Genomic DNA, 12261 nt, shown 5'->3' with positions numbered 1-12261 from the left:
TCAGTTCCCCCTTGCGTTTCCCTGGTCGATGCCGAGCGCGGCGGCGAGCTTGCGCTTGCCCCGGCTCGCGTAGGAGCGGACGGTGACCTCGTCGACGCCGAGGAGGGCACCGATCTGCGCGTCGCTGTATCCGATGACATGGCGCAGCACGATCACGTCGCACTGCCGCTCCGGCAGCCGGGCGATGGCTGCGTACAGCCCCAACTGGCCTTCCAGCATGGCGAACTGCTGCTGGCACTCGCGCAGCAGCGCATGGGTGACGACCGCGAAGGCGGCGGTCTCGGTGAGCGCGGTGGGCTGGTGGTGGTCGTAGAGCCACTCCACCACGCGTTCCTTGAGGACCGACCAGGCGTACGCCTCCACCGACGCCTGCCGCAGCGCATGCGGCCACAGCCGGCCGAGCTGCCCGTAGGCCGCCCGGGTGACCTCACGGGCCGCGGCCTCGCTGCCCGTGTGCAGATAGGCGTACGTCAGCCACTTCCGCGCATGGGTGGCCAGGAACGCCTCGAAGGTGATCGACAGCCGGTGGTCGAGCGGGTCCGACGGAGAGGGCGGGAGCGCACCGCGGGGGAGTGGGGCTAACTCCGCGGTGCGGACATGCGCCGGAGCGCACGCGGGTAGCGGTCGGTCCCGGTCTGCACTCACGAGCCGTCCTCGTTCCGTTTGACGTGCACCGAGCCGGACGCCGAGGCGCCGCGGGCAGCGGGAGAGCGGTTGCTCTCACCTTCCAATGAACCGGAAAACGACCCCGTTTGTGGCATCGGTGGGGCAAAAATCTGCCGCTGCGTATTCATATGACTACGCATGACCGTGGCATGTGACCCGTCCTGACGGTGGCGCGGCGCGGCGTCGCGGCCTTCTCCGGCGCGCACCGGCCCGTCCCGGGACATTCGGGGCATCGCCCGCCAACAACCGCGCGTGTGGCGGCATTTGGTGCGCTATCCGGAGCGCGCGGCTCACGGAACGGGCATCATGGTGCGCGGGGGAGGCGCCGGGCCGGATGCCGAATCGGGGAGGCAACGCACGATGACCGAGCACGATTCCGTGGTGGACTTACGGCTGGACCGGGCCCACTCGTCCCGGATCTACGACTACTTCCTGGGCGGCAAGACCAACTTCCTCGCCGACCGGATGGCCGCCGGAAGCGTGCTGGGAGTCTTCCCCGCCGCGCTGGTCGCCGCCCGCATCAACCGCGAGTTCATGCACCGCGCCACCCGCGTCCTCGCCGCGTCCGGGCTGCGGCAGTTCCTCGACATCGGCACCGGCATCCCGACCCCGCCGAACCTCCACGACATCGCCCAGGGCCTCGCCCCCGACGCCCGGGTGGTCTACACCGACAACGACCCGATCGTCCTCGCGCACGCCGCGGCCCTGCTGATCGGCACCGCCGAGGGCCGCACGGCGTACGTCCAGGCCGACGTCAACGACCCCGCGGGCATCCTCGCCGCGCCGCAGCTCCTCGACACCCTCGATCTGACCCGCCCGGTCGCGCTCAGCCTGAACGCGCTGATGCACTTCGTCCCCGACGACGGCGAGGACCGCGCCCACACCATCGTCGAGACCCTCAAGGCCGCGCTGCCCAGCGGCAGCGCCCTGGCGCTGAGCCATGCCACACCGGACTTCAGCCCCGAGGCGATGCGGCAGATCATCGAGATCTACGGCGATGCGGGCACCCGGCTCCAGTTCCGCTCCCGCGCCGAGATCCTGCGCTTCTTCGACGGCTGGGAACTGCTGGAGCCGGGCCTCACGCTCTCCCACCAGTGGCGCCCCGACCGCCCCGAGGACGCCACCCATGTGACCGACGCGGAGGCCGCCTGTTACGCGGGCGTGGCCCGCAAACCCTGACGGCCCCAGCGCGCGGCGGCCTCACTCCTTGCGGTAGCCGTAGGCCTCCCCGGCCGCCGCCGCGACCGCGTCCAGATCCGCACCGGCCGCCGCGGTCACCACCGCGGCCACCGCGCCCTCCACGAACGGCGCGTCCACCAGCCGTGCGCCCTCAGGGAGTTCGTCCCCCTCGGCGATCAGTGCCTTCACGGTCAGGACGGCGCTGCCCAGGTCGACCAGGATCGCCACCCCCGCACCGCGGTCCACCGTCCGCGCCGCCTCGGTGATCAGCTCCGCGCTCGTGCCGAGCCCGCCGTCCGGGGTGCCGCCCGCGGCGGCCACCGGCACCGTGTCACCGCCGCCGGCCAGCCCGGTCGCCAGCGTCGCCACCGACTCCGCGACCGGCCCGCTGTGCGACACCAGCACCACCCCGACCGGCACGGCCCCGCCCGTCGTCGCCGCGCTCACTTCGCCACCTCCGCGAGGGCCGCGAACAGCAGCGCCGAGGACGTCGCCCCCGGGTCCTGGTGCCCGATACTGCGTTCCCCGAGGTAGCTGGCCCGGCCCTTCCTGGCCTGCATCGGCACGGTCGCCAGCGCACCCTCCCCGGCCGCCGCGGCCGCCGCGTCGAAGGACTCCGCCAGCGCCGCCACGGCCGGCGTCAGCGCGTCGAGCATCGTCTTGTCGCCCGGCGCCGAACCGCCGAGCTGCCCCACCGCGGCCACCCCGGCGGCCAGCGCCGCGCGCAGTTCCTCCACCGAGGGCTGCGGCGCGTCGCCCAGCGTCTTGCCGGACCGCCGCAGCAGCGTCCCGTAGAGCGGTCCGGACGCCCCGCCCACGCTGGAGATCAACTGCCGTCCGGCGGCGGTCAGCACGGCGCCGGGCGTCACCGGCGGCTCCGCCTCCAGCGTCGTGACCACGGCAGCGAAGCCACGCTGCATGTTCCTTCCGTGGTCGGCGTCACCGATGGGGGAGTCCAGCTCGGTGAGCCGGTCGGCCTCCCGGTCGATGACGGCGGCCGCCGCCGTCATCCAGCGTACGAAGAACGCGGCATCCAGCACCGTTTCGGACACGGGCTACTCTCCTTGGTTGTTCAGGCACTGAGCAAGAAAGCGACAGGGGCAGGGGATACGGGAACGGCGGAGCGCTCACCGCCCCCAGCGGAGCCCCGCCGTCTGCACGGGCGCGTCCCACAGCCGCAGCAGCTCCCCGTCGACCTGGCACAGCGTCACCGAGCAGCCCGCCATGTCCAGCGACGTCACGTAGTTCCCGACGAGCGTACGGGCCACCGCCACGCCCCGCTCGTCGAGCACCCGGCGGACCTCCGCGTTGAAGCCGTACAGCTCCAGCAGCGGCGTCGCCCCCATGCCGTTGACCAGTACCAGCACCGGCAGCCGCGGGTCGAGATCCTCCAGGATCGCGTCCACCGCGAAGTCGGCGATCTCGTGCGAGGTCATCATGGCCCGGCGCTCCCGCCCCGGCTCGCCGTGAATCCCGACCCCCAACTCCAGCTCCCCGGCCGGGAGATCGAACGTCGGGCTGCCCTTCGCCGGGGTCGTACAGGGGCTCAGCGCCACTCCGAAGCTGCGGGACGAGGCCACCACCTGCCGGGCCAGGGCCTCCACCCGCTCCAGTGGCATGCCCTCCTCGGCCGCGGCGCCGGCGATCTTCTCCACGAACAGGGTCGCCCCGGTGCCGCGCCGCCCCGCCGTGAACGTCGAGTCGGTCACCGCGACATCGTCATCGATGAGCACGCTGGCGACCTGCACTCCCTCGTCCTCCGCCAGCTCCGCCGCCATCTGGAAGTTGAGCACGTCCCCGGTGTAGTTCTTCACGAGGAACAGCACGCCATGGCCGCTGTCCACGGCCGCCGCCGCCCGCACCATCTGATCGGGCACCGGCGAGGTGAAGACCTCACCCGGGCAGGCGGCGTCCAGCATGCCCGGTCCGACGAACCCGCCGTGCAGCGGCTCGTGCCCGCTGCCGCCGCCGGACACCAGCGCCACCTTCTCCGCCACCGGCGCGTCCCGCCGCACGATCACCCGGTTCTCGGCATCCACCACCAGCTCGGGATGCGCCGCGGCCATCCCCCGCAGCGCATCGGTGACCACGGTCTCGGCTACGTTGATCAGCATCTTCACGGGTACCTCCGGGTGGGATTTGCAGCCGGGTCTCTGCCCTGTGTTCTACCAGGTGAGAGTCCGTTTGTCTGGTGTCGATCTTGACCGGAGCAGTCACCGCCGACCGGAGCGCGAACGGCGTACCCGGAGCCCGGCCCCCGGGGGTCAGGACTGCTGTGCCCCGCGCGCCAGCAGCATCAGGGCGTCGACGAGTTCCTCGGCGGGCCGGCCGGTGGCGAGGCTGCGCAGCTGCAGCCCGAAGACCATGGCGACGGCGCTGCTCGCCAGCCGTTCGGCGTCCGGGACCCCGAGGCCGGCGAAGATCCGGGTGACCAGCTGGTCGTATGCGGCGAAGGACTCGGTGGCGGCGGTACGCAGCCGCTCGTCACGGCCGGCCTGGATGTAGAGCTCGAAGGGGGCGAGGTGCCTGCTGTCGGTCTGTGTGCACCCGGCGACCTGGCTGACGGTGGCGGACGCCCGGTCGATGTCCATCCCGTCGGTCTGGCACTGGTCGGCGAGTTCGGTGAAGCGCCGGGTCTCCTCCGCGACGAAGTGCAGCAGGCTCTCCCGCAGCATCTCGTGCTGGGTCGCGAAGTGGTACGTGACCGAGCCGAGCGAGACCTGAGCCTCCTTGGCGATCCGCCGGTTGGTGACCGCGGCGATGCCGTCCTCACCGATGATGCGCAGGACGGCGTCGATGATGCTCTGCCGGGTTCCGGGGGACTTGGCCATGGCAGTCATTGTGCCAGCGGCTTCCGCCCGGCACGGCGGGAGGGCGGGGGCCGCTCTGACCAGCGCGGATCGCCCGCCGGCCGGGTCGTCGGCGCCGACGCGGCCAGCGGGTCCGGCGGCATCCGCTGTTGACACGGTCGCCCCTCCTCCATACTGTTCGTTCGAACGAACAGTTTTCTGGAGGCTCGTCCCATGCGCATCGCAGGATCAACCGTTCTCCTGACCGGGGCCGTAGGCGGCATCGGTCAGGCACTCGCCCGTGAACTGGCAGCCCAGGGAGCCAAGTTGGTGCTTTCCGGGCGCCGTCCCGATGCCCTGGAGGCGCTCGCCGGGGAACTCGGCGCCCGCGCGGTCACCGCCGATCTCGCCGACCCGGACCAGGTCGAGCAGCTCGCCGAGGCCTGCCCCGACACCGACATCCTGATCGCCAACGCCGCGCTGCCCTCCTCGGGGGCGCTCCTGGACTACACGCCCGAGCAGATCGACCGCGCGCTGACGGTGAACCTGCGGGCCCCCGTCATGCTGACCCGCGCGCTCGTCCCCCGGATGACCGAGCGGGGCCGGGGCCATATCGCCCTCGTCGGCTCGATCTCCGGGAAGGCCGCCACCAAGTACTCCTCGCTCTACAGCGCCGCCAAGTTCGGGCTGCGCGGCTTCGGGCTCTCCCTCCGCCAGGACCTGCACGGTACGGGGGTGGGTGTCTCCGTGGTCCAGCCCGGCGCCGTCAGCGAGGCGGGCATGTTCGCCGTCACGGGCGCCACGCCGCCGGCCGGCGTGCGCATGGTCTCCCCGGGCCAGGTGGTGGCGGGGGTGATCCGGGCCGTCGAGCGCGATCTGTGCGAAGTCAACGTGGCGCCGGTGGAGTTGAAGGTGCTCAGCGCCATCGCCGGGCAGTTCCCCGGCTTCGCGGAGAAGGTGCAGCGCGGCTCCGGCGCCGAGCGCACCATCAACCAGGTCGTGGCGGCCCAGCGGGAACGGCGGTAGCCGGGGGCCGGTACGCGCGGTGAAGGGGCCGTCGGCCGCGCGCCGTTCATGAAGACGCCCGGCCGGGAATCCCGGCCGGGCGTCTTCGCGGATTCCCCCGGAATCCCTGGCTCTGCGGTGGCCGGGTCAGTCCTGCCGTGCGCCGTCGCGGAGTGCGGCACGGAAGGCCGCCGCACGCGCGGAATGGTGCGGGCGGCGGCGGAGGCAGGCCCAGGCGACGCCGAGGACGACGAACCACACCGGCGTCACCACCAGGGCCCGCAGGGTGTCGGCCTCCTGGGTCAGTGCCCAGATGAGGAACGCGAAGAACGCGAGCACGACGTAGCACATGACGATGCCGCCGGGCATCTTGAACGCCGAGGCCTCGTGCAGGTGCGGACGGCGCCTGCGGTACACGAGGTAGCTGATCAGGATGATCGACCAGACGAAGATGAACAGCACGGCGGACACGGTGGTCACCAGGGTGAAGGCCTCGATGATCGAGTCGTCCATGGCGACCATCACCACACCGGCGAGCAGAAAGATCCCGGACAGGAGCAGGGCGTTGGCCGGTACCTTCCTGGAGGTGAGCCTGCCGAAGCGCCCCGGGGCGTCGCCCTCCTGGGCCAGCCCGTACACCATCCGGGAGGTGGAGTAGATGCCCGAGTTCGCCGACGAGGCGGCCGAGGTCAGCACCACGAAGTTGATCAGCGAGGCGGCGATCCCCAGACCGGCAAGGGTGAACATCACGACGAACGGGCTGCGGTCCGCGCTGATCTCGCGCCAGGGCGTCACCGAAATGATCACGGCCAGCGCGACGACGTAGAACAGCATCACGCGCACCGGGATCGAGTTGATCGCCTTGGGCAGGTTCCGTTCCGGGTTCTCCGCCTCGGCCGCCGTGGTGCCGACCAGTTCGATGCCGACGAAGGCGAAGGTCGCGATCTGGAATCCCGCGACGAACCCCATGGGGCCGGTGGGGAAGAACCCGCCGTCGTTCCAGAGGTTGGAGAAGCTCGCCGCCGCCCCACCGGGCGCCTGGAAGTGACTGAACACCATGACCAGCCCGACGACGATCAGCGCCACGATCGCGACGATCTTGATCAGCGCGAACCAGAACTCGGTCTCGCCGAAGGCCTTCACGGTGGGCAGGTTCAGGGCGATCAGCAGGACGACGGCGGCCAGCGCCGGTATCCACAGCGGCAGATCGTGCCACCAGTAGGCCACGTACCCGGAGATGGCGATGACGTCGGCGATGCCGGTGACGATCCAGCAGAACCAGTACGTCCAGCCGGTGAAGAAGCCGGCCCACGGGCCCAGCAGGTCGGCCGCGAAGTCGGCGAAGGACTTGTAGCGCAGGTTGGACAGCAGCAGCTCGCCCATCGCCCGCATCACGAAGAAGAGCATCACGCCGATGATCATGTAGACGAAGATCACCGAGGGCCCGGCCAGCGAGATGGTCTTGCCCGAGCCCATGAACAGGCCGGTGCCGATCGCCCCGCCGATCGCGATGAGCTGGATGTGCCGGTTGGACAGCTGGCGGGAGAGGTGCTGCTCACCCTCGGGCGGGGGTGTGGAGCCGGCCGGCGTGGTGGTCAGGCCGGTGTCACTGTGTTCAGGCATGGGTGAACCTCGCGGATCTCAAGCCCCGTGCGGGCACGGGACAGGGGGTCTCTCGGAGCATGACCACGCGCCCCAGGGGCGTGCGGCAGGGGCTGCGCGCGCAGACGCGGCAGCCGAACTGAAGGGTGTCAGTACGCTGAACGGGCCCACACAGAAGCCTGACCGTCAGCCCGGGAGCCGGCAGGCGGGTGGCGGTCGGGGGAGAGCGGCAGGAGAGCCATCAGGGGCTCCTCGAATGTCGAGCACGGGCAGGGGCCCGTGCGGCCGAGTGAGCCTCCCCCTCTGTCATGAGCCTGAGAGCTTCGCCGCGCTCAGGGCGCGGCTTGCACCGTCGGCGAGGCGCGTCGGCGCCTGCTTTCCAGAGTTGCCTGCCCGAGCGGTAGGGATGCCTGAGAGTTTCCGGGGAGGTGTTGCTCCTTCGGCGACCGGGTCTGGCTGATCCAGTGCTCTCCCGCTCCGGGGTGAACGGCGATGTGCGGTGAGGCTAGGGCCCCCTCAGCGGCCGGTCAAGGGACCGGCCGAAGGCTGGACGCTACTCCTGGGTAGCGCGGCGCTTCCCCGTAGGGGACGGCGTTTGTGCAGCTCACGGCCTCGCTTCCGGGACCGCCAGGTTACCGGCAGGTCCGTCGGCAGACCCTTGACGGCTGTGTTCCGGTGCCCGTACGTTGCCTCGGGAAAGATCCGGCAGCGTCTGCTCTGCTGACGGTTCCGCGGCGGGAGAGCCCACGTCGGGTGACGACGTGGCGCCGGAGGAGCACCTCCTCCCCGGAGCATCCCGGCCTCACCACCGCGCCGCCCGACAACTTCACATCGCGCTGTTCGAACCGAAGCGGGAGAGCCCTCGCCCACCCTTGGCGAGGCGCCGAAGGAGCAACTCTCCCCAGAATCTCTCAGGCCCCACTACCGCTTCGGCCAGGCGACTCTGGAAAGTCAGGACGTCCTGTCCTGCGCCCACGGTGCAAACCGCCGGACCCGGTGGTGAAGCTCTCAGGTACCGATGACAGAGCGGGGAGGCAACCCGTCCACGGCGCCGCATCCGCGGTGCCCCCACAGGGAGCCTCCCACCATGACCTACCCCGAGTCCTCCGCGCCGGGTGAGTTCGCCACCCGCCACATCGGCGTCGACGACGCCGACCGCACCACCATGCTGGCCGCAGTCGGCTACCCGACGCTGGCCGCCCTCATCGACGCCGCCGTCCCCGGCGGCATCCGGAGCACCTCCGGTCTGAACCTGCCCGCCGCCGCCACCGAGGCCGAAGCCCGCGCGGAGCTGCAGGAGTTCGCCGGACGGAACACCGTGACCGTCCCCATGAACGGACTGGGCTACCACGCGACCACCACCCCCGCGGTGATCCGGCGCAATGTGCTGGAAGACCCGTCGTGGTACACCGCCTACACGCCCTACCAGCCGGAGATCAGCCAGGGCCGGCTGGAGGCACTGATCAACTTCCAGACCATGGTCGGCGACCTCACCGGACTGCCGACCGCCAACGCGTCGCTGCTCGACGAGGCCACCGCGGTCGCCGAGGCCGTCACGGTGATGCGACGCGTCGCCGGCCGTAGCCGCCACCGCGTCCTGGTCGACCGTGACACCCTGCCGCAGACCCTCGACGTCCTGCGCACCCGGGCCTCCGCGGTCGGCATCGAGGTCGTCGGGATCGACGTCGCCGAGCCGCTGCCGCAGGAGGACTTCTTCGGGGTGGTGCTGTCCTACCCCGGCTGCTCGGGAGCCGTCCGCGACCTGCGCGGGGTGACCGCGGCGGCGCGCGAGCGCGGGGCGCTGGTCACCGTGACCGCCGACCTGCTGGCGCTCACCCTGCTCGTGCCACCGGGGGAGTTCGGCGCCGACCTCGTCGTGGGATCGTCCCAGCGGTTCGGCGTCCCCCTGTTCTACGGCGGACCGCACGCCGGCTACATCGCGGTCCGCGAAGGGCTCGAACGGCACCTGCCGGGCCGGCTCGTGGGCGTGTCCGTGGACGACGCCGGCCGGCCCGCCTACCGCCTCGCCCTGCAGACCCGCGAGCAGCACATCCGGCGCGACAAGGCGACCTCCAACATCTGCACCGCGCAGGTCCTGCTGGCCGTGGTCGCCTCGATGTACGCCGTGCACCACGGCCCCGAGGGGCTGACCGGGATCGCCCGGCGGACGCACCGGCACGCCGCGCGCATCGCCACCGGGCTGCGGAACAGCGGGATCACGGTGGTGCACCCCGAGTTCTTCGACACCCTGCTGGTGCGGGTCCCCGGCCGGGCCGGGGAGGTCGTCGCGGCCGCGCACGACAAGGGGCTGCTGCTGCGGCTGGTGGACACCGACCACGTCGGCGTCTCCTGCTCCGAGGCCACCTCGCACGACCACGTCCGGCTGGTGCTCGACGCCTTCGGCGCGGCGGGGGACGACCCGGACGGCCCGGCCGACGGCGCTTGTCCGGCGCTGCCCCCGGACCTGCGGCGCACCTCCCCGTTCCTCACCCACCCGGTCTTCCACCAGCACCGGTCGGAGACCGCGCTGCTGCGCTATCTGCGCCGGCTCTCCGACCGTGACTTCGCGCTGGACCGCGGGATGATCCCGCTCGGGTCCTGCACGATGAAGCTCAACGCGACCACGGAGATGGAACCGGTCAGCTGGCCCGGCTTCGCCGACCTGCACCCCTTCGCGCCGCTCACGGACGCTGCCGGGTATCTCGCCCTGGTCGGGCAGTTGGAGGGCTGGCTGGCGGAGGTCACCGGGTACGCCAAGGTCTCCCTCCAGCCGAACGCGGGCTCGCAGGGCGAACTCGCCGGCCTGCTGGCCATCCGCCGCTACCACCGGAGCAACGGCGAAGGCGGACGCGATGTGTGCCTCATCCCGGCAAGCGCGCACGGCACCAACGCGGCCTCGGCCGCCATGGCCGGGATGCGCGTCGTCGTGGTGGCCTCGCGGCCCGACGGCACGGTCGATCTCGACGATCTCGAAGCGAAGTGCGCGAAGCACTCCGACGACCTGGCCGCGATCATGGTGACCTACCCCTCCACGCACGGCGTCTACGAGGAGGGCATCACCCGGCTGTGCGAGCTGGTGCACGAGCACGGCGGACAGGTCTACGTCGACGGCGCCAACCTCAACGCGCTGCTCGGAGTCGCCAGGCCCGGCGAGTTCGGCGGCGATGTGTCACACCTCAACCTGCACAAGACGTTCTGCATCCCGCACGGCGGCGGCGGTCCGGGCGTCGGCCCGGTCGCGGTGGCCGCCCACCTCGCGCCGTACCTGCCCACCCACCCGCTGCACCCCGACACCGGGCGCCGCGACGGCATCGGGGCGGTGAGCGCCGCGCCGTTCGGCAGCGCCGGCATCCTGCCGATCCCATGGGCCTACATCCGGATGATGGGCGCCGAGGGGCTGACCGAGGCGACCCGGGTGGCCGTGCTGAGCGCCAACTACGTGGCCCGCCGCCTCGCGCCCCACTTCCCGGTCCTGTACGCCGGAGAGTCGGGCCTCGTCGCGCACGAGTGCATCCTCGACGTACGCCCCCTCACCGCCGCCACGGGGGTGACGGTCGACGACGTCGCCAAGCGCCTCATCGACCACGGCTTCCACGCGCCGACGATGAGCTTTCCGGTCCCCGGCACGCTGATGGTCGAGCCGACCGAGAGCGAGAGCCTCGCCGAACTGGACCGTTTCTGCGAGGCGATGATCGCGATCCGCGCCGAGATCGACCTGGTGGACCAGGGCGTCTGGTCGCTGGCGGACAGCCCGCTGCGCCAGGCGCCGCACACCGCCGCCGCCCTCGCCGGCGAGTGGACCCGCGCCTACTCACGCGAGCGGGCCGTCTTCCCGGCGGGCGTCACCCCCGACAAGTACTGGCCGCCGGTCGGCCGGGTCGACCAGGCGCACGGCGACCGCAACCTGGTCTGCTCCTGCCCGCCGCCCGAAGCGTTCGCGTCCTGACCCGCGCGGGCTCGCGCAGCCGTGCCCGCCGCCACCCCTCCCCGTACCCGGAGCAGTGCCATGAGTGACGCCCCCACCTCCCCCACCTCCCCCGACGGCCGCCGGCTGCTGCGGCTGGAGGTGCGCAACAGCCGGACCCCCGTGGAACGGAAGCCCGAGTGGATGAGGACCCGGGTGCGCATGGGGCCGGAGTACAACGCGCTGCGGTCGCAGGTGGCGGCCGAAGGGCTGCACACCGTGTGCCAGGAGGCCGGGTGCCCCAACATCTTCGAGTGCTGGGAGGACCGCGAGGCCACCTTCCTCATCGGCGGTGACCAGTGCACCCGGCGCTGTGACTTCTGCCAGATCGACACCGGCCGGCCCCAGCCGCTGGACCGGGAGGAGCCGCGCCGGGTGGCGGAGTCGGTGGCCACGATGCGGCTGCGGTACGCCACGATCACCGGGGTGGCCCGCGACGACCTGCCCGACGGCGGTGCCTGGCTGTACGCCGAGACGGTCCGGCAGATCCACGCACGGAACCCGGGCACCGGGGTGGAGAACCTGGTCCCGGACTTCAACGGCGTCCCCGAACTGCTGGCCCAGGTATTCGAGTCGCGCCCGGAGGTACTGGCCCACAACGTGGAGACGGTGCCGCGGATTTTCAAGCGCATCCGGCCCGCGTTCCGCTACGACAGATCGCTCGGAGTGCTCACCGCGGCACGGGAGTCCGGCCTGGTCACCAAGTCGAACCTGATCCTGGGAATGGGGGAGACCCGGGCGGAGATCTCCACCGCGCTGGCCGACCTGCACGCCGCCGGCTGCGACCTGGTCACCCTCACCCAGTACCTGCGCCCCTCGGTGCGGCACCACCCGGTCGAACGGTGGGTCCGGCCCGAGGAGTTCACCGAACTCGGGCAGGAGGCCGAGGAGATCGGCTTCGCCGGAGTGCTGTCCGGCCCGCTGGTCCGCTCCTCCTACCGTGCCGGACGGCTGTATCAGCAGGCACGCGACAAGAGGCCCCGGCAGACCTGACGGAGCAGGCGCGACCGCCCGCGCGGTCCGTGTCCCTTCCCCGACCACCTCTCGCAAAGGAGC

At 71.7% G+C, this 12261-nt stretch carries 10 protein-coding genes and 3 riboswitches; of the genes, 4 read left to right on the top strand and 6 right to left on the bottom strand.

Going from position 1 to position 12261, the window contains the following annotated elements:
* Positions 1-645, bottom strand: a complete 645-nt coding sequence (locus ACGFN2_RS24995; RefSeq protein WP_362603470.1) for a sigma factor-like helix-turn-helix DNA-binding protein — start codon at positions 643-645, stop codon at positions 1-3.
* 381 nt (positions 646-1026) lie between these two features.
* Between ACGFN2_RS24995 and ACGFN2_RS24990 the strand changes: the two genes are divergently transcribed.
* Positions 1027-1845, top strand: a complete 819-nt coding sequence (locus tag ACGFN2_RS24990; protein ID WP_362603468.1) for an SAM-dependent methyltransferase — start codon at positions 1027-1029, stop codon at positions 1843-1845.
* 21 nt (positions 1846-1866) lie between these two features.
* Here the strand turns inward: ACGFN2_RS24990 and dhaM are convergent, their stop codons facing one another.
* The 4 genes from dhaM to ACGFN2_RS24970 all read right to left on the bottom strand — a co-directional run bounded on the left by dhaM (position 1867) and on the right by ACGFN2_RS24970 (position 4676).
* Positions 1867-2292: a dihydroxyacetone kinase phosphoryl donor subunit DhaM gene (gene dhaM, locus ACGFN2_RS24985; protein ID WP_393364041.1), complete on the bottom strand. Its 426-nt coding sequence runs from the start codon at positions 2290-2292 to the stop codon at positions 1867-1869.
* Complete coding sequence (dhaL, locus tag ACGFN2_RS24980) at positions 2289-2885, bottom strand: dihydroxyacetone kinase subunit DhaL (protein WP_362603590.1); 597 nt, start codon at positions 2883-2885, stop codon at positions 2289-2291. Before dhaL ends, dhaM begins: the two co-directional genes overlap by 4 nt.
* An 87-nt stretch (positions 2886-2972) precedes the next feature.
* Positions 2973-3965, bottom strand: a complete 993-nt coding sequence (gene dhaK / locus ACGFN2_RS24975) for a dihydroxyacetone kinase subunit DhaK (protein ID WP_362603464.1) — start codon at positions 3963-3965, stop codon at positions 2973-2975.
* Positions 3966-4109: 144 nt separating this feature from the next.
* The gene (locus ACGFN2_RS24970) at positions 4110-4676 is read right to left on the bottom strand and encodes a TetR/AcrR family transcriptional regulator (protein WP_393364038.1); all 567 of its coding nucleotides are present in this window, start codon (positions 4674-4676) and stop codon (positions 4110-4112) included.
* Positions 4677-4868: 192 nt separating this feature from the next.
* Here ACGFN2_RS24970 and ACGFN2_RS24965 point away from each other — a divergent pair, with 192 nt between their 5' ends.
* Entirely contained in the window at positions 4869-5660 is a 792-nt protein-coding gene (locus ACGFN2_RS24965) for an SDR family NAD(P)-dependent oxidoreductase (RefSeq protein WP_393364035.1), read from the top strand.
* Between the two features lie 126 nt (positions 5661-5786).
* Here the strand turns inward: ACGFN2_RS24965 and cycA are convergent, their stop codons facing one another.
* Positions 5787-7262, bottom strand: coding sequence for a D-serine/D-alanine/glycine transporter (gene cycA, locus ACGFN2_RS24960; protein ID WP_393364032.1), 1476 nt, complete (start codon positions 7260-7262; stop codon positions 5787-5789).
* Between the two features lie 275 nt (positions 7263-7537).
* Positions 7538-7629, bottom strand: a riboswitch (glycine riboswitch).
* Positions 7630-7726: riboswitch (glycine riboswitch) on the bottom strand.
* Between the two features lie 356 nt (positions 7727-8082).
* A riboswitch (glycine riboswitch) is annotated at positions 8083-8178 on the top strand.
* A gap of 150 nt (positions 8179-8328) precedes the next feature.
* On the opposite strand from cycA, the gene gcvP reads away from it, so the two are divergent.
* Together gcvP and lipA are read left to right on the top strand one after the other, a co-directional pair.
* Positions 8329-11187, top strand: a complete 2859-nt coding sequence (gene gcvP, locus ACGFN2_RS24955) for an aminomethyl-transferring glycine dehydrogenase (RefSeq protein WP_393364029.1) — start codon at positions 8329-8331, stop codon at positions 11185-11187.
* 60 nt (positions 11188-11247) lie between these two features.
* Positions 11248-12198 (top strand): lipoyl synthase, encoded by a 951-nt coding sequence (gene lipA / locus ACGFN2_RS24950; protein WP_393364026.1) that lies wholly within the window; start codon positions 11248-11250, stop codon positions 12196-12198.
* Positions 12199-12261 lie beyond the last annotated feature (63 nt).

The organism is Streptomyces sp. NPDC048612, from assembly GCF_043199295.1.
GTDB lineage: Bacteria > Actinomycetota > Actinomycetes > Streptomycetales > Streptomycetaceae > Streptomyces.
Note: the sequence above shows the minus strand (reverse complement) of the source record. Positions and strands in the feature narration are given on the sequence as shown.

Coding starts and splice junctions, on each gene's coding strand:
- lipA (WP_393364026.1), top strand. CDS start 11,248: ATGAGTGACGCCCCCACCTCCCCCACCTCCCCCGACGGCCGCCGGCTG.
- ACGFN2_RS24970 (WP_393364038.1), bottom strand. CDS start 4,676: ATGGCCAAGTCCCCCGGAACCCGGCAGAGCATCATCGACGCCGTCCTG.
- ACGFN2_RS24990 (WP_362603468.1), top strand. CDS start 1,027: ATGACCGAGCACGATTCCGTGGTGGACTTACGGCTGGACCGGGCCCAC.
- gcvP (WP_393364029.1), top strand. CDS start 8,329: ATGACCTACCCCGAGTCCTCCGCGCCGGGTGAGTTCGCCACCCGCCAC.
- cycA (WP_393364032.1), bottom strand. CDS start 7,262: ATGCCTGAACACAGTGACACCGGCCTGACCACCACGCCGGCCGGCTCC.
- ACGFN2_RS24965 (WP_393364035.1), top strand. CDS start 4,869: ATGCGCATCGCAGGATCAACCGTTCTCCTGACCGGGGCCGTAGGCGGC.